Consider the following 16,423-nt stretch of genomic DNA (forward strand, 5'->3'; position numbering starts at 1 on the left):
CTTTCCGAAGTACCAGCCACCCTAAGAACCCATCGCGCCTGGATCAACCGTTTTTTTCCGAAGTCGGCCGACGACCTTCAGATGCGCGCCGTTTCCGCTGCTCAGGGGGTGAGCACGCCCTCCAGGAACGGTTCGACCGCTGCGCGCCATGCCTCCGGCTGGTCGTAGTGGACGAGGTGTCCGGCTTCCGCGACCTCCGCATAGCGGCCGTGCGGCAGGACGCGCACCATCTCCTGTGACTCGGCACGGCCGAGCTCGCCGTCGAGGCCACGGACGACCAGGGCCGGGCACTGCACCTGCGCCAGCTCCTCCCAGTGCGCGTCGTACACCCAGGTCTGGCGGGACTTCAGCATCTGCTCCGGTTCGAAGACGGGCCGCCAGCCGTCCTCGGACTCGGCCATCACCTCGGCGTAGAACTCGCCGCGGGCCGGATTCGGGCGCTCCACCCAGGGGTCGTCCTCGCCGAACCACTTCCGTACGTCGGCGAGTGTGGCGAAGGGCAGCGGCCAGGACTTGAACCAGCTCTCCCACTCGCGCTGCGAGGCGGCGCCGAGCGCGGAGGCACGCATATCGCAGATGATCAGGCCGCGCACCAGGTCGGGGCGTTTGGCGGCGAGCTGCCAGGCGGTCAGGGCGCCCATGGCGTGGCCGATGAGGACGGCCGGGGCGAGGCCGAGCTGTTCCAGGGCGGCTTCGGCGTCGTCGATGTAGGCCTCGCGGGTGTACGCCCCTTCGGGCGGTTTGTCGCTCTGGCCGTGACCGCGCTGGTCGAGCGCGACGGCGCGGTGCCGCTCGGAGAGCCAGCGGGCTGTGGGCGCCCAATGCGAGGCGCGTCCCATCAGCCCGTGGAGTAACAGCACGCCCGGTGCCCGCTCGTTCTCCCCAGTCTTGGGCGGGTCGGCGAACTCCCAGGCCGCGAGGCGTAGGCCGCCCGCTCCGGTCACGTCGATGCGCCGCACCATGCTCGTGGCACCCCCCTGCTCCGTCCGGACCGCCTGCTTCCGCCGGCCGGTCCGCGCGCTCGTCGTACTGCCGCTGTTGTCCTGCTGCTTCTGCTGGTGACGGTCACCGCCGTCGCCGGCTGCCGGTGCCGGCCGTGTGTGGTGCCGTCGCTCGCCGAGTCACGGGATGCGCCGGTCGTCGTGGCGCACGATCGGGTGGGGCCATGGCCGCCACGCTATCGAATGACTATTCGAAAATGGTGCTTCTGGAGGCAACACCCCTCCTTCGAGTGACCTTCCTCGAGGGTTGGCCGTCGATTCCGCGGGGAGATCTTCAGCGGGAGGCGGACCGCTCGGGGAAAAACGGTCCGAGGGGGACGACCCTGAGAGCTCGGGGCTCCGGGTCGGAACAGGGGAGGACAGGCCCCGGCGCCACAAGGTGCCGGGGCTCTTCCCTTGTCTGCGGCACATCCATCCGCCCCCTCCCTGACCAGGTGATATCACTGTCATCCCGTGGCCACGAGCTCTCCGGTCATATGCCTCATGCGACAGCCTTGCATGCGCACGGCCCGAACGCTGCGATTCCGCGCACTGGATCTTGGATTCGGCAGGATCGCGAAGTCATCACAACGGCCCCTGGAGTCACCCGCATTGCGCGGCTGCGGTGAAGGCCCGGGCGCGTCGAGACCGCACGACCCGAAAGACCGGCCGGACGCCTCCGGGACTCCGCCTAGCGCTTGGCCACGAACACGTGGGACGCGACCTCCGACTCCAGCTCGGCCGCCTCGCCGCCGCTGCCGACCAGCACCCCGCCCGCGGACTCCGTCACGCTGACCACCGAGCCGGGCTGCACGCCGGCCCGCCGCAGCGTGTACATCAGCTGGGCGTCGGTCTGGATGGGCTCGCCGATACGCCGGACGACGACGGTCTTGCCGTCGGTGCCCGGGTCCAGCTCGGCCAGCGACACCATGCTCGCGTCCAGGAACGGGTCCGCCCCGTCCTTCTCGCCCAGCTCCTCAAGGCCCGGGATCGGGTTGCCGTACGGCGACTCGGTGGGGTGGCGCAGCAGCTCGACGACGCGGCGCTCGACCGCCTCGCTCATCACGTGCTCCCAGCGGCACGCCTCGGCGTGCACCTGCTCCCACTCCAGGCCGATCACGTCGACCAGCAGGCACTCGGCGAGCCGGTGCTTGCGCATCACACGGGTGGCCAGGCGGCGGCCCTCGTCCGTGAGCTCCAGGTGGCGGTCGGCCGCGACCGACACCAGCCCGTCGCGTTCCATGCGCGCCACGGTCTGGCTGACCGTCGGGCCGCTCTGGTCGAGCCGCTCGGCGATGCGGGCGCGCATGGGGACCACGCCTTCCTCCTCCAGCTCGAGGATGGTGCGGAGATACATCTCCGTGGTGTCGATCAGTCCGGACATACGTGCCCCTCGATGAAATCTGCCGGAGGCTCGACGGCTCACCGGCGCGTGCGCTGGCCCTGGACTCAATTCTGACGCATCGCGCTGACAACCGTGGAGAGCCGGCGAAACCCGGGCCGCCGAGCGGCCCGCCGGGCCGCGTCCGTATTGACATCCCTCTGGTCCGGACCGCAACGTGATCCGCGACACGGGCCGCCCCGGGGCGCCGGTGCGTCGTCGTTGCGCCGTGCGGTCGCCGGCCGGTCGGGAACGGGACACCGAGACTTCGAAGGGGCGTCGCCGATGAGCGAGCAGCCGAGCGGCGGGGAGCCGCAGGGCGGGAACGAACTGGCCGGGCGGTTCTTCGACGCGGCGATCGGCATGCTGCGACGGGTGCGGGACGAGGACGCGGAGGAGATCGCCGCGGCGGGCACCCTGGTCGCGGACGTGGTCGCGGCGGGCGGCCGGCTGTTCGCGTTCGGTGCCGGGCACTCCTCGCTGGCCGCCCAGGACCTGGTCTACCGGGCGGGCGGCCTCGCCCTGATGAACCTGCTCGCGGTGCCGGGGGTCGTCGGCGTCGACGTCATGCCGGCGACGCTGGGCTCCGCGCTGGAACGGGTGGACGGTCTGGCCGGCGCGGTCCTCGACTCCAGCCCGCTCCGGTCCGGCGACCTCCTGGTGATCATCTCCCTGTCCGGCCGCAACGCCCTCCCGGTGGAGATGGCGACGAACGCCCGTGCACGGGGGGTCAAGGTCATCGGGGTCACCTCGGTGGCGTACGCCTCGGAGACCAGCTCGCGGCACGTCTCCGGCACCTACCTCAAGGACCACTGCGACATCGTCCTCGACTCGAGGATCGCGGTGGGCGACGCGACGCTCACCCTCGACGCCATCCCGGCCCCCTTCGCCCCCGCCTCGACGGTCGTGACCACGGCCCTGCTCCAGGCGGTGATGGCGACGGCAGCCGGCGTCCTCGCGGACCGCGGCGTCGAACCGCCCCTGCTGCGGTCCGGGAACGTCGACGGGGGCCACGACTGGAACGCCCGGGTCATGCGGGAGTACGGCGACCGCATCTTCTACCGGCAGGGCTAGGGTCTGCCGCTTGGATCTTGCCGGCGTCGGCCGAAAGGCGCGGTCACTCCCGGCTGACTCGATCCGAGCGACAGACCCCGGGGCCGGCGGGTCGCGCCTACGCCTCCTCGGCGGCGCCCGACGCGTCGGCCAGGTCGAGCGCGGCGGCGATCCGCACCGCGACGTCCTCCCCGTACACCGCGTCGGGCCGTTCGAACCGGCTGCGCCCCGCGCCCCGCAGGAACGTCACCACGCCCAGTGTGCGGCCCCGGCTGCGCAGCACCGTGCACAGTGCGTGCACCGCGTCCGGCGGCCACTGCCGGGCCTGCGCCCACGCACGTGCCTCCTCGGGGCCGACGTCGCCCGCGCCCGCCCGTACGGAACCGGAGCGCGCCACGCACTGCAGGGCCGGATGCCCCTCCGCATACCGCGCGGGGAGCCCGGCCTGCCCGGAGAGCGTGCTCGGACCGGGTGCTCCGGAGGGTGTCTCGGCGGCCCGCACCAGCCGGACACGCCCTTCTCCGTCCGCCGCCGAGCCGTCCGCCACCCGGTCGATCAGCGCGTGGTCGGCGAATCCGGCGAGCGCGAAGTCCAGATGGAGGGTGGCCGCCTCGGCGGGATCCTCGCACTCGGCCGCCGCCCGGGCGGCGCGGTGCAGCTGGTTGGCGCGGAAGCGCAGCAGGGCCGCCTCCTGCTCGGCCTGCTTGGCCTCGGTGATGTCCTGGAACAGCCATCCCACGCCCAGTGGAACCGGCTCCTCCGCGAGCGGTGAGGACAACCGCAGGAACCCGCTGCGCCAGCACCGCCGCTTCTCGCCCTCGCCGGTCCGCACGCTCACCCACATCTCGGCGGGAGCGGGCGGTGCCCCCTCGGCCAGCACGTGGGTCAGCGCGCTCTCCAGCTCCTCCACGCCCTGCGGGAGCAGGTCCCCGAGCGGCCGTCCGAGCACGGCGCTCCGGCCGATGCCGAGTGCCCGGGCCGCGTACGCGTTGACCACGGCGGGCCGCAGATCCGCGTCCACCAGGACCACGCCCCAGCTCGCGTCCTCGAACAGGGCCTCGCTCAGTGCGATGGAGCGCTCCAGGTCGATCTGCGCATGGACCTCGCTGAAGGCGCAGTAGACCCCGGCGGGCTTTCCGTCGGGCCCGCGCACCGCCGCGGACTGCGTCCGCACGAGCACCCGCCCGCCCTCCTTGGTGAGGAGCGCGAACTCGTGCACCTGCCGGCCGGGCGATTCCATGGCGGACATCAGCCGCCCCTGGACCTCCTCGGCGTCGGCGGTCCGCACGGCCCATCCGGCGAACCCCTGCCGTCCCACCGCTTCCGCCGCGGTCCACCCGAGGATCCGCTCGGCCTCCCGGTTCCAGTGGGTCACGACCCCGTCGGCGTCGAAGGCGCACAGGGCCGCGTCCATGCCGTCCAGAAGTGCGGCGAGAAGATCCGAACCATCGCGCTCGGGCTCACCGGGCCCCAGCTCGTCCGTGGTCCCACTACGCCGGGAAGCACTCACCTGAACCCCCTGCAGGCTGCTGCGTCCGCACGTACGCCGCGCTCGTCCACTCACTGGACATCATTCAACTCGAACGTGACGCAGCCCACATCGGCTTCCGGAAAGATTCGACGAAATCGTTGCTCCCCGGATTTCCGTCTCTCCCGGCACACCTGCCCCGGGCGAGCGGGTTCAACCCTTGCTGACCGCCGTCAGGATCTCCGGCAGCCGCCCTGCCGTGCGCGGTGCGGCGAGGCGCAGGCCGAGCAGGGTGATCAGCGCCCCGTAGAGGACACCCCCAGGGAGCAGCAGCCAGGTCCACCCGTCGCCGTCCGAGGAGACGTTCAGCCAGATCGCGGCGGCGATCACGGGTGCGGTCAGCAGGGCGGCGGCGATCATGCCGCCGAAGACGGAGATCCAGGCGAGGCCCGCCTGCCCGGGGACCACGTTCTTGTAGCCCTCCTGCGGGATGGAGTAGGGGAAGCGGGCCGAGGACCAGGCGCCGGTGGCGAGCATCGCGCCGAGGAGCGCGAAGGACAGCCCGAGCACCTCGGGCAGCTTCGGCCAGGCGCCGAGCAGCGCGGTCGTCACGACGGTGACGAGCGTGGCGTACGGGAGCGTGATCAGCAGCAGCGCCAGCGCCCGGCCGCGCAGTTCGGCGTAGGCGTCCCGGCGGGAGGAGATCGTCATGGCGACCATCCAGAACGCGGACGTGTCCTGACCGAACTGGTTGTACATCTGGATGCCGAGCATCCCCGCCGCGAAGCAGGCGAAATAGATCGACCCGGTGCCCTGCAGGGCGTTGAAGACCGGGACGATCAGCCCGATCGCGAGCGAGGTCACCCACGCCGCCTTGGTCTTCGGGTCACGCCAGATGTAGCGGAGGCTGCGCTCCATCACCGTGCCGGTACGGCCCGCGGGCAGCAGCCGGGACAGGCCCGTCGAGGTGCGCTCCCGGGTGCTCGGAGCGGCGGCCTGGAGCGTCGACTCGTCCGGTGAGGTCATCAGCGTCGTCAGGCTGCGCGACCACAGGGCGAGCAGCCCCGCGAGCGCCGCCGCGCTCAGGGCGAGTTGGGCGACCGCGAGGCCGTAGGCACCGCGGCTCACGGAGTCCACGGCGCCGATCGAGGAGGCGGGAGGCACCCACCGCAGGACGTTCTCCACCGGGTCCAGCGGGGACAGCCCGGCCGAACCCAGCCGCTGGGCACCGAAGTTGACGAGCTGCGCGCCGACCGCGATGACGAGCCCGCTCAGGACGGCCAGGTCGCGGCCCTTGCGGCTGGTCAGCAGCCGGATGTTGGCGGCGGCGACGGCACGGGCGAGCGCCACGCAGACCAGCAGCGCCAGGACGACCGCGAGCACGCCGACGCCGTACGCGGCCGCCCCGTGGGCCACGGAGACCACCGCACCGGTGAACAGACAGAGCGTGAAGAGGGGGCCGATGCCGACCAGGGAGGCCGCGAGCAGCGCCCGTACGAGGGGCTGCGGGCGCAGCGGCAGCATCACCAGGCGGGTGGGGTCCAGCGTCTCGTCGCCGCTGGGGAAGAACAGCGGCATCACCGCCCAGCCGAGCGCCAGCACCTCGACGAGCAGGACCGCGACGGTGGCGGCGTGCGCGTTGCCGCGCAGGGCGATCAGACCGAGCAGTTGCAGCGCGGCGATCAACAGCACGACGACGACGGAGGTGACGTAGGCGGCCCGGCGCCCGGCGGACTGGCGCAGGCCGTTGCGCAGCAGGGACAGTTTGAGCCGTACGACGACCGGGGTGAGACCCACGGCGCTCATCGGGTGCCACCGCCGAGCCAGTCCAGGTCGGTCGCGGCGGCGCGGCCGTGCGCGCCGACCAGCTCGAGGAACGCCTGCTGGAGCGTGGGGGCGCTGCCGCGCACCTCGGCGAGGGGGCCGTGCGCGCGGATGCGCCCCGCCGCCATGACCGCCACCCAGTCGCACAGCGACTCCACCAACTCCATGACGTGGGAGGAGAAGACGACGGTGGCGCCGGATCCGGTGTAGCGCTCCAGGACTCCGCGGATGGTCTGCGCGGAGACCGGGTCGACGCCCTCGAACGGTTCGTCGAGGAAGAGGACCTCGGGGTTGTGGAGCAGCGCCGCGGCGAGTCCGATCTTCTTGCGCATGCCGGTCGAGTAGTCGACGACGAGCTTGTGCTGGGCCCCTGCCAGGTCGAGGACGTCGAGGAGCTGGGTGGCCCGCTTGTCGACCTCGGCGCCGGGCAGCCCGCGCAACCGCCCGGTGTAGGCGAGGAGTTCGCGTCCGGAGAGCCGTTCGAAGAGCCGCAGCCCCTCGGGCAGGACACCGATGCGGGCCTTCACCTCGACCGGGTCGCGCCAGACGTCGTGCCCGACCACCTCGACGGTGCCCTGGTCGGGCCTCAGCAGCCCGGTGACCATGGACAGGGTGGTGGTCTTCCCGGCCCCGTTCGGGCCGACCAGCCCGATGAACCGCCCGGCGGGCAGCTCCAGATCGATGCCGGCGACGGCGATCTGCTCCCCGAACCGCTTCCAGAGCCCCCGCACCCGTACGGCGGACGTGCCTGTCGCTGCTCCCTCGGTCATAGGAGCACCCTAAGGGGCGAGGGCAAGAGGGCAGAGGGGAGTGAGGCCACCGGAGCGAAAGGCGTGCACCGGGGGTCCGGTTCCACGGGCGGGCCGGGCGAGTTCGACGGTGGCGCTCGGCTATCGGTCCCGCCCGCAGGCGTACGCCAACGGCGAGATCAGCTCCTCCGCGTCCGGCAGCCAGCGGTTGGCGTCCGTCGGCCGGCAGACCCACTGCACGGCGCCGCGGGCGGCGTACCGCGTGGGCGGCGCGGCGACGTACGACCCCTCGCCGAGGGCGGACAGGTCCAGCAGGTCCAGTGACCAGCCCCGGTTCCGCACCAGGTCCGGAACCTTCGCCGCCGCGCCGGGAAGCACGAAGAACCACATGCGGCGGTCCGGTGTCAGGGCCACGGGCCCGAGCGTCAGTTCCATCCGCTCCATGCGTGCGAGTGCGAGGAATCCGGCGGTCTCCGGGACGTCGATCGCGTCGAAGGTGCGCCCGGTGGGCAGCAGGATCGACGCCTTCGGCTGTGCGGCCCACAGGCGGCGCACGACGGTCGCGCTGCCGGTCGCCTGCGTCGCCCAGTCCTGGCGCACCGGATGGGCGCCGGGCATGCGACATGCGGCCCGACCGCAGGAGCAGCGAGGCATCCCGTCGACGGCCTCCAGCCAGGTGCCCGGGAACACGTCCCAATGGCGCTCCTGGACGTAACGTACGGCGGCTTCCAGCAGCGAACCGCCTCGCTGCTGCGGGATGGGGGCAGCTTCAGGGCCTGCGATCGTCTCTTCCACGTTGAACACAACTCTGGTCGTGACCGGGGGTTACGCCTCCCGGTCCGGCGCCGTCAGCCGCTCGGGACGCGCCTTTTGGGAATGTCCTATTAATTCCGCATGCGCCGGGAGGAGCACCGTCTTCGGGAGCGGGGCGCACGGATGCACGGGCGGGGGCGCGCAAGAGGAACGGCAGCGAGGTCCGGGTAACCACGTGAGGGGACGGCTTCGGCCTTTACCCCGGCAATCCGCGCATGTCTCGCATCAGAGGCATGTCTGCTGGGCATCGATCTTCAAGGCCGGATCCTTTCGGTGCCCGGGAAAGGAGTTCCCGTCGAGCCCGGCCGTCGAAGAGTCGTCGACTCGGTGCACGGGCAGGCATCCGAGCCGTGAAGCAGGGGGTACCCATGGCCGCCAGGCCTCTCGTCGCGCGGCAGCCGAACGAACGGCTGCAGGCGCTCATCCAGGAAGCGGGCTGCTCGAACGCGGGGCTCGCCCGCCGGGTCAACATGTGCGGCGCGGAACACGGTCTTGATCTTCGCTACGACAAGACCTCGGTGGCGCGCTGGTTGCGCGGGCAGCAGCCGAGGGGCCGGGCGCCGGCGATCATCGCCGAGGCGCTCGGCCGCAAGCTGGGCCGCACGGTCACGATCGACGAGATCGGCATGGCCAACGGCAAGAACCTCGCCTCCGGCGTGGGCCTGCAGTTCTCGCCGACGGTGCTGGGCGCCATCGAGCAGGTCTGCGAGCTGTGGCGCAGCGACGTCGGGCGGCGCGACTTCCTCTCCGGCTCCTCGGTCGCCGCCTCGGCTCTCGTCGAACCGAGCCGCGACTGGCTGATCTCCGGACCGGACGCGCAGGTCGCGCGCTCGGCCGGACCGCGGGTGGGGTCCTCGGACGTGGCCGCGGTGCGTGCGATGACCCAGGCGCTGGTCGATCTGGACCACCAGTACGGCAGCGGTCATGTGCGTCCAGTCGTCGTGCACTACCTCAACAGCGTCGTCTCGGGGCTGCTGGCCGGCTCGTACCGGGACGCCGTGGGGCGCGAACTCTTCGCGGCCGTCGCGCGGTTGACGGAACTCGCCGGGTACATGGCCGTCGACACCGGGCAGCCGGGACTCGCCCAGCGCTACTACATCCAGGCGCTGCGGCTCGCCCAGGCGGCGGGCGACCGAGGCTACGGCGGCTATGTGCTCGCCGCCTCCATGAGCCATCTCGCGGCGCAGCTCGGGAATCCGCGCGAGATCGCGCAGTTGGCCCGCGCGGCCCAGGAGGGGGCGCGCGGGCGGGCGACACCGCGCGCGGAGGCGATGTTCCTCGCCGCCGAGGCACGCGGACACGCGCTGCTGGGCGATGCGCGGGCCGCCCAGCTCGCGTCGGGCCGCGCGGTCACGGCGCTGGAGGCGGCGGACACGGCGACCGGGGACGACCCGGCGTGGATCGCCCACTTCGACCAGGCGTATCTGGCGGACGAGCTGGCGCACTGCCACCGGGACCTCGGACAGGCCGAGGCGGCGGTGCGGTGCGCGGAGGAGTCCTTGGCCGGGCACCCCGAGTCCCGGGCGCGGCGCCGGGCCATCGGCTATGTGCTGCTCGCGTCTGCCCAGGTCCAGCAGCGCGAGGTGGAACAGGCCTGCCACACGGGCCTGAAGGCCGTGGAGATCCTCGGCGGCCTGCGGTCCAACCGCGGCGCCGAGTACCTGGAGGACCTGCAGCAGCGGCTGGAGCCGTTCCGGGACGAGGCGGTGGTGCGGGAGTTCGGGGCGCGGATGGATCTGGCGACGGCCGCATAGCCGTCGCGCTCCGTTCGGGGCGTTCGCACGCCCTGCGGAGTGCCTTACGGGGCGGCCGCACGGGTGTGAAAGTCCGGCGAACGAAAGGTGGCCGACGGGCGAAGGTGTGGAAGAGGACTTAAACAGCGCCCGGCGTGGCGGTTGTGTTACCGCTGTCACACGGGCGCGAGGTCGGGCCCAGTGCTGCGTGGCATGCGGCTCGGGGGACCCGGTAGCGTGAGCCGACGATTCCGAAAGTCCCCCATTCGTAGGAGTCCCGGTGACGCAGAGTGGACAGGGCGAGGAGCCCTCGGCGCGGCCCGCGCGCGAAGGCATCGTGCTGCCCTCCGACGGCGGCGAACCCCTGCTGCCGGGCCAGGCGGGCGGAATGAACGGCTCCGCCGTTCCCGCAGCCGGTCGCCATGCGGCGGCTGCGGGCGGCCCGGAGAGCCATGGCGCCCCGGCGGGCGGTCAGGCGTGGGGCAGCCCGTGGGGACCGGAGCAGTCTCCCCAGGCGCCCTCGGCCGGCCAGGGCTGGGGCGGCGACGCGGGGCAGCAGTGGGGCCCGGCCGAGCGGTCCGGGGCGGCGCCCGCACCGGAGTGGGGTGCGCACGGCGCGCAGTCGTCCTGGGAGACCCCGGATCCGCAGCAGGGCTGGGGCGGTGCTCCGGCGTCCCCGCAGCCGCACGCCGGGTCGGGGCAGCCGCTGCCGCCCGAGGGCGCGCAGTTGCCGTCGTACGGCCCGGACGGACACCTGCCGCACGGTGCCTACGATCACCGGCAGGGCGCACAGCCCCTGCCGCCCGCGGACGAAGGCGCCACCCAGTACATCCCGCCCGTGGCCCTCGGACCGGACGAGGGCGCGACCCAGTACATCCCGCCCGTCGCGGCCGGTGCCGACGACGGGGCGACCCAGTACATCCCGCCGGTGACCGCGGGAGCGCTGCCGCCCGAGGTGTCCGGCGACGCCGCGACGCGCTTCCTCGGCCGCACCCACGGCTCCGCGCCGCTGCCGCAGACCGGCTCCGACGCCCAGGCCACGCAGTACCTTCCGCCCGTCCCCGGACAGCCGGGCCCCGCGCCCTACGGAATGCCGGAGCCCCAGGACGACCGGCGGACGCCGGCGGAGTTCGACAATCTGTTCCGGCACGCCGCGGGCGGCGCCGAGCCCACCCAGCATCTGCCGAGGTTCGACGCGGCGGACACACCCGGCGCCCCGATGGGCCGGGCGGCCGGACGACGCGACGACGGCGGCGGCCGCGGCCGCTCGCGGATGCCGCTCATAGCGGCCGTCGGCGTGGGCATCGTCGTCCTCGGTATCGGCGCGGGCGCCCTGCTCGGCGGAGGCGGGGGCACCGACGACCAGGGCGGCAACAGCAAGAACGTCTCTGCGACCGGCCCGGCCGCGGACTCCTCGCCCGCGGGTTCCGACGACGCCGCCAAGCAGCAGGCGGCCGCCCTCGACAAGCTCCTCGCCGACAGCGGCAACAGCCGGGGCGCGGTGATCAAGGCGGTCGCGGAGGTCAAGGTCTGCCAGAACCTCGGGCAGGCGGCCACCGATCTGCGCAACGCCGCCCAGCAGCGAAACGGCCTGGTCACGCAGCTGTCCAAGCTCGAGGTCGACAAGCTGCCGCAGCACGGCGAGCTGACCAACTCGCTCACCGCGGCGTGGAAGGCGTCCGCGTCCGCCGACACCCACTACGCCGCCTGGGCGGACCAGGTCGCGGGCAACAAGAAGGCGTGCAGGAAGGGCCATGCCCGCTCCACCGGCCAGACCGAGGCGGGCAACCGCGACAGCGGTACGGCCAGCGCCCAGAAGGCGAAGGCCGCGCGGCTGTGGAACACCATCGCCCAGAAATACGGCCTGACTCAGCGCCAGCCGACGCAGCTGTGAGAGCGGCGGTGTGCGCCGCCGGTCCCCGACCGTGCGGCGCACACCGCGCGCGGGTGTTCGATGCCCCCGCCCGCCGGGCCTACTCGTCGGCGGTGCTCTCCAGCGTCTTCGAGACGTCGACGAAGCCCTTGCGGGCCGCCACCAGCTGACCCTGGTCCACGACCTGGAAGGTCACGCTCGAGTTGATCAGCCGGGGGAAGTCGACGACGGCGGTCAGGTCCTGGAACCGCCAGCGCAGGCTCGGGGTGAGGCCGCCCGTGTCGACCTTCAGGCCGTTGTCGAGGGCCGAGCGGATCGTGTTCGCGGTCACCCGGCCGCCGCCGAGCGACTCGACGACCTTCTGCAGAACCGTGTAGGCGATCCACGTGGTCTGCACGCCGGCGTCCGCCGGGTCGATCCGGTTGTCGCCGAAGGCCTCCTCGCGGATCACCTTCTTCATCGGGTCCCAGCGCTTGTCCGTGGACTCCGGGTACCAGCCGGTGACGTACGCACCTTCGTAGGGACCCGAGCCGCCCCCGGACTGGTTGATGACCGACTGGTCGACGCTGCCGAGCACGGAGGCGGTGCGCACCGCGGGGTACTCGCTGCTCAGACGGCGGAAGGAGTCCATGAACGTGCTGGTGCGGTCGTCGAGCGAAGGCACCACGCACCCCTTCTTCGCCGTGTCCGCGGTCGCCTTCTCCAGCGCCGACTCGGCCTGGGAGTCGAACGCGGTGGCGTCCTCGGCGGCGCGCACATCGTCGACCCGGGCGTGGCCCGCCGCCTTCAGCCCGGAGTCGAGCAGCAGGGGCAGCTGGTCGCCCGCCACGGTGTCGGGCCGCACCATCGCGACGGGACCGCAGCTCTTGCCCAGTTCCTCGCCGAGGCCGGCCAGCAGGGCGGGCTGGCCGCCGTTGACGGGGTAGGAGAGCACGCTCTTGAACTCGTCGTCGGTCAGGCCGTAGCCGCCTATGTACGGGATGCCCGCCGACTCCAGCGGCGAGAGGAAGGAGGAGCCGAACTGGCTGTAGGAGCCGACGACCGCGACGACCTTCTTCTTGACGGCGAGCCGGGCGCACTTGGCGGCACCCACGTAGTCGTTGTGGTCGTTGCAGGTGAGCACCTTCAGCTTGTGCCCGTCGAGGCCGCCGTGCGCGTTGGCCCAGCGGGCGTACGCACTCGCCATGGCCGGCATGCCCGGCTTGTTGGTCGCCGACGTGTTCTGGGGCGCCCAGGTCATGACGGTGACGGTGTCGTCCCCGGAACCCCCCGGGATACCGGGGACGACACCGCAGGCCGCGGCCAGCGACGCACAGGCCACCAGAGCTCCCGCGGCGATCAGGGCCGTCTTGACGCGGGGAGTCGCTGTTCTGCGGACGGCACCCGGAGCACTCGGGCTGGTGGGGGAGGAGCTGGTACGTCGCCTGCCGGTCATGGACACGCACGATTCCCCCACATCACTAACCCTCGTGCGATCAGTGGTCAACTGGAAGTGACGTAGAGGTGAATTGCGGGGGGCGATGATCCGGATTTCACAGGGAACGTACTATCGATGACCGTGCAAGGTTCGGAGAGCTCTTCCCGTCGTGCCCGTCGCTCATCCACCATGGGCGTCATGCCACTGAACGACATGCCGTGGTGGCGCTGGCGCAGCAATGTGCGCTCCGCGCTGCACATGCTTTCGGACCAGGTGTTCCAACGGGACGTCTGGCTCGCCGGAGTCGACGGGTACGGGGACGTCACCGACGCCGTGTACCGCCTCGTCGAGGACACCTGGCTGGACAACTGGTCCGCCGAGAAATACGTCGGCACGATCTTCCGCGACTCGCAGGAGGCGGCGCTCGTCGACACCGCGGTGCTGCGGGTGCTGCGGATCATGCATCAGGTCGGGCCCGATGCGGAGGTGGGGGCGTACCTCAACCACCACGGGTGGCCCGAGGCGGTGCGGGCGGCGCGCGACGCCCATGTGCGGCTCGCGATGAGCGACGGCGAGGACCCCGACGTCCCCCCGCGGACGCTCGAGGTGCTGCGGATCGTCACCCGTAGCGCGTAGCCCGGGGGAACGCGGCGTCCGGGCACCGGGACGGAGACCCGTCCCGGCCCGCCGTCGTGAGACCCTGGCCTGCATGAGTGAGCAGTCCACCCGAGCCGCGGTCCCCGCCCACCAGTACGTCCTCACCCTCTCCTGCCCGGACAAGCAGGGGATCGTGCACGCCGTGTCGAGCTATCTCTTCATGACCGGCTGCAACATCGAGGACAGCCAGCAGTTCGGCGACCACGACACGGGACTGTTCTTCATGCGGGTGCACTTCTCGGCCGAGGCCCCCGTGACCGTGGACAAACTGCGTGCGAGCTTCGCGGCGATCGGCGACTCCTTCCGGATGGACTGGCAGATCAACCGGGCCGACGAGAAGATGCGCGTCGTCCTGATGGTCAGCAGATTCGGGCACTGCCTGAACGACCTCCTCTTCCGCGCCCGGACCGGCGCGCTGCCCGTCGAGATCGCGGCCGTGGTGTCCAACCACACCGACTTCGCCGAGCTGGTCGGGTCGTACGAAATCCCGTTCCATCACATCCCGGTGACCAAGGACACCAAGGCGGAGGCCGAGGCCCGGGTGCTGGAGCTGGTGCACGAGCTGGACGTCGAGCTGGTGGTCCTGGCCCGGTACATGCAGGTGCTCTCGGACGATCTGTGCAAGCAGCTCAGCGGGCGGATCATCAACATCCACCACTCGTTCCTGCCGAGCTTCAAGGGCGCGAAGCCGTACCACCAGGCGCATGCGCGCGGGGTGAAGCTGATCGGCGCCACCGCTCACTACGTCACGGCCGACCTCGACGAGGGCCCGATCATCGAGCAGGAGGTCGAACGGGTGGGCCATGGCGTGACCCCCGACCAGCTGGTCGCGATCGGCCGGGACGTCGAGTGCCAGGCGCTGGCCCGCGCGGTCAAGTGGCACGCCGAGCGCCGCATCCTGCTGAACGGGCGGCGGACGGTGGTCTTCGCCTGAGACCCGGGCCTACATCCGGCTCAGCGACGCCGCCGCGAACAGCACGTCCCTGATCGCCTCGCGGTCCCCGACCTGCCCAGCGGCCGCCTCCTGGGGCGGCACATGGCCCGCGGCCAGGCGGCAGAACTCCACCCCGTCGAGTGCGACGTGGGCCACCTCGTGCTCGGCGGAGGCGACCGCGCCGGGCGAGTCCAGGGCGATCAGCCACTCGCCGCCGCCCGATCCCTCGATCTCCAGACGCAGGGTGCGTCCGGGTTCGCCCGCGGGCACGAGGTGCCGGGTGCGGCCGGGGGCGGCGAGACCGGCCTGCCGCCGTGTTGCCAGCATCGCGGGGAGCAGGCGTGCGCCCAGGTCGATCATGCTGTTCAGATGGCGGGGCGCCGGTGGCTCGTACGGGTAGTCGATGGCGTTCGCGATGTCCTCCGCGTGCACCCAGCACTCGAAGGCCCGGTCCAGCATCGCGTCCTGCAGCGACAGTCCGAACCCGCCGTACGAGACCGTCGGCGTCCCGGTGTCCCCGCCGGTGAAGGACAGCGTCCGCACCAGGTTGTGGCTCTGCTCCCGCCACGGTCCGCGGACCGAACGGGTGGGCGGGAAGTGCGAGGCGCGCCAGTACGCCTCCGTACGGCCCTCGGGCGTGCCCTCGTCGACGGTCGCATCCCCGAGCGGGTCGTCGAGCCCCAGGGCGACCGCCACCAGCCCGTCGACGGAGAGCAGGTGCGCGATCACCCCGGCGACGGTGGTGCGGCGGCTGGTGGGTCCCGTCCCGTCGAACCAGCGCAGCCGCACCGGGGCGTGCCACTCGGAGTCGCCGATGTCCTGCAGCAGGGCGTCGAGGCGCGCGGCCTCGGCGTCGAAGGGGGCCACCCAGTCCGGCACCGGGATGCGCGGCGGGCGCCGGTCGAGGCAGCTCTGCAGGACACGGGTGCGCAGGGCCGGGTCGAGGTCGAGACTCTCGGGACGCTGCAGCAGCCCGACGGCCTGGCGCAGCCGTCGCGCCTCGTCCGCGCACGGGCCGCAGTCCCCGAGGTGCGCCTCGACGGCCGCCGTCTCCTCGGACGAGCAGGCGGCCAGCGCCCATGCCCCGAGCAGCGACTTCAGCACCCGGTGCTCGAGCACGGGCGGCGGGGGAGAGGCCGGCGGCGCGGTCAGGGGAGACGGGTCGGGCAAGGGCATCCCGGAGTCCTCGACGGAACCGCGCGGCGTGGGGATCCGAGGTGCCCGCCCGGCGCCACCCGGTCCGTCGGCTCCGGTGACCGGTCCCCCGGGCCCGGGGGCGGCGCCGTCCCCACCGGTGCCGGGGTCGGCCGGCCGTCCGTCACCGGGGCCTTCGGACCGCCCCGTGGCGCCGTTCCCGGCCGTGTCCGAGTCGCCGTGTCCGTCCATGCCGCCGTTCCGGTCGGTGCCGCCGCTCGCCGGCGGGCCCGGCTCCGCCGGTCCCTGCGCGTCATTGCCGGGCTCCCTCCGGGCGGCGCCGTCCGGGGCCCGCCGGTGCCCGGCCGCCGTACCGCGGTCGGAGGCCGGTGTGCCGTGGCCCTCGT

Annotated in this window: 13 protein-coding genes; 5 read left to right on the forward strand and 8 right to left on the reverse strand. The window is 72.5% G+C overall.

Annotation, left to right across the window (positions count from 1 at the left end):
- Positions 1-101: 101 nt before the first annotated feature.
- A complete protein-coding gene (locus ACSHXN_RS23025) occupies positions 102-962 on the reverse strand; it encodes an alpha/beta fold hydrolase (protein ID WP_220293666.1) in 861 nt (286 codons plus the stop codon).
- Between the two features lie 709 nt (positions 963-1,671).
- The gene (locus ACSHXN_RS23030) at positions 1,672-2,364 is read right to left on the reverse strand and encodes a metal-dependent transcriptional regulator (protein WP_059127077.1); all 693 of its coding nucleotides are present in this window, start codon (positions 2,362-2,364) and stop codon (positions 1,672-1,674) included.
- A gap of 282 nt (positions 2,365-2,646) precedes the next feature.
- Here ACSHXN_RS23030 and ACSHXN_RS23035 point away from each other — a divergent pair, with 282 nt between their 5' ends.
- A complete protein-coding gene (locus ACSHXN_RS23035) occupies positions 2,647-3,435 on the forward strand; it encodes an SIS domain-containing protein (protein WP_355131959.1) in 789 nt (262 codons plus the stop codon).
- Positions 3,436-3,532: 97 nt separating this feature from the next.
- Here ACSHXN_RS23035 and ACSHXN_RS23040 read toward each other — a convergent pair whose 3' ends face one another.
- From ACSHXN_RS23040 to ACSHXN_RS23055, 4 genes are all read right to left on the reverse strand, one after another.
- Complete coding sequence (locus ACSHXN_RS23040) at positions 3,533-4,924, reverse strand: PAS domain-containing protein (RefSeq protein WP_355131958.1); 1,392 nt, start codon at positions 4,922-4,924, stop codon at positions 3,533-3,535.
- 171 nt (positions 4,925-5,095) lie between these two features.
- On the reverse strand, positions 5,096-6,688 hold the full coding sequence (locus ACSHXN_RS23045; protein WP_356108490.1) for a transporter: 1,593 nt from the start codon (positions 6,686-6,688) through the stop codon (positions 5,096-5,098).
- Complete coding sequence (locus tag ACSHXN_RS23050; protein ID WP_355131956.1) at positions 6,685-7,476, reverse strand: ABC transporter ATP-binding protein; 792 nt, start codon at positions 7,474-7,476, stop codon at positions 6,685-6,687. The genes ACSHXN_RS23045 and ACSHXN_RS23050 overlap by 4 nt, the downstream gene beginning before the upstream one ends.
- A 120-nt stretch (positions 7,477-7,596) precedes the next feature.
- Positions 7,597-8,259: a bifunctional DNA primase/polymerase gene (locus ACSHXN_RS23055; protein WP_355131955.1), complete on the reverse strand. Its 663-nt coding sequence runs from the start codon at positions 8,257-8,259 to the stop codon at positions 7,597-7,599.
- A 377-nt stretch (positions 8,260-8,636) separates the two neighbouring features.
- On the opposite strand from ACSHXN_RS23055, the gene ACSHXN_RS23060 reads away from it, so the two are divergent.
- Both ACSHXN_RS23060 and ACSHXN_RS23065 read left to right on the forward strand, forming a co-directional pair.
- Complete coding sequence (locus ACSHXN_RS23060; protein ID WP_356108487.1) at positions 8,637-10,022, forward strand: transcriptional regulator; 1,386 nt, start codon at positions 8,637-8,639, stop codon at positions 10,020-10,022.
- A 259-nt stretch (positions 10,023-10,281) separates the two neighbouring features.
- Positions 10,282-11,895: a hypothetical protein gene (locus ACSHXN_RS23065; RefSeq protein ID WP_355131954.1), complete on the forward strand. Its 1,614-nt coding sequence runs from the start codon at positions 10,282-10,284 to the stop codon at positions 11,893-11,895.
- A 79-nt stretch (positions 11,896-11,974) separates the two neighbouring features.
- Here the strand turns inward: ACSHXN_RS23065 and ACSHXN_RS23070 are convergent, their stop codons facing one another.
- Positions 11,975-13,309, reverse strand: coding sequence for an ABC transporter substrate-binding protein (locus ACSHXN_RS23070; protein ID WP_355131953.1), 1,335 nt, complete (start codon positions 13,307-13,309; stop codon positions 11,975-11,977).
- Between the two features lie 117 nt (positions 13,310-13,426).
- Between ACSHXN_RS23070 and ACSHXN_RS23075 the strand changes: the two genes are divergently transcribed.
- Entirely contained in the window at positions 13,427-13,927 is a 501-nt protein-coding gene (locus ACSHXN_RS23075; protein ID WP_079050248.1) for an SCO4402 family protein, read from the forward strand.
- Positions 13,928-14,000: 73 nt separating this feature from the next.
- Entirely contained in the window at positions 14,001-14,882 is an 882-nt protein-coding gene (purU, locus tag ACSHXN_RS23080; RefSeq protein ID WP_355131951.1) for a formyltetrahydrofolate deformylase, read from the forward strand.
- 9 nt (positions 14,883-14,891) lie between these two features.
- Here purU and ACSHXN_RS23085 read toward each other — a convergent pair whose 3' ends face one another.
- The gene (locus tag ACSHXN_RS23085) at positions 14,892-16,268 is read right to left on the reverse strand and encodes a maleylpyruvate isomerase N-terminal domain-containing protein (protein ID WP_383351774.1); all 1,377 of its coding nucleotides are present in this window, start codon (positions 16,266-16,268) and stop codon (positions 14,892-14,894) included.
- Positions 16,269-16,423 lie beyond the last annotated feature (155 nt).

It is taken from the genome of Streptomyces sp. HUAS TT11 (assembly GCF_051553595.1).
Taxonomy (GTDB): domain Bacteria; phylum Actinomycetota; class Actinomycetes; order Streptomycetales; family Streptomycetaceae; genus Streptomyces.

Excerpts from the sequence above, each read along its gene's own strand:
- ACSHXN_RS23025 (WP_220293666.1), bottom strand. The coding sequence starts at position 962 with ATGGTGCGGCGCATCGACGTGACCGGAGCGGGCGGCCTACGCCTCGCG.
- ACSHXN_RS23030 (WP_059127077.1), bottom strand. The coding sequence starts at position 2,364 with ATGTCCGGACTGATCGACACCACGGAGATGTATCTCCGCACCATCCTC.
- ACSHXN_RS23035 (WP_355131959.1), top strand. The coding sequence starts at position 2,647 with ATGAGCGAGCAGCCGAGCGGCGGGGAGCCGCAGGGCGGGAACGAACTG.
- ACSHXN_RS23045 (WP_356108490.1), bottom strand. The coding sequence starts at position 6,688 with ATGAGCGCCGTGGGTCTCACCCCGGTCGTCGTACGGCTCAAACTGTCC.
- ACSHXN_RS23050 (WP_355131956.1), bottom strand. The coding sequence starts at position 7,476 with ATGACCGAGGGAGCAGCGACAGGCACGTCCGCCGTACGGGTGCGGGGG.
- ACSHXN_RS23060 (WP_356108487.1), top strand. The coding sequence starts at position 8,637 with ATGGCCGCCAGGCCTCTCGTCGCGCGGCAGCCGAACGAACGGCTGCAG.
- ACSHXN_RS23070 (WP_355131953.1), bottom strand. The coding sequence starts at position 13,309 with ATGACCGGCAGGCGACGTACCAGCTCCTCCCCCACCAGCCCGAGTGCT.
- ACSHXN_RS23075 (WP_079050248.1), top strand. The coding sequence starts at position 13,427 with ATGACCGTGCAAGGTTCGGAGAGCTCTTCCCGTCGTGCCCGTCGCTCA.
- purU (WP_355131951.1), top strand. The coding sequence starts at position 14,001 with ATGAGTGAGCAGTCCACCCGAGCCGCGGTCCCCGCCCACCAGTACGTC.
- ACSHXN_RS23085 (WP_383351774.1), bottom strand. The coding sequence starts at position 16,268 with ATGGACGGACACGGCGACTCGGACACGGCCGGGAACGGCGCCACGGGG.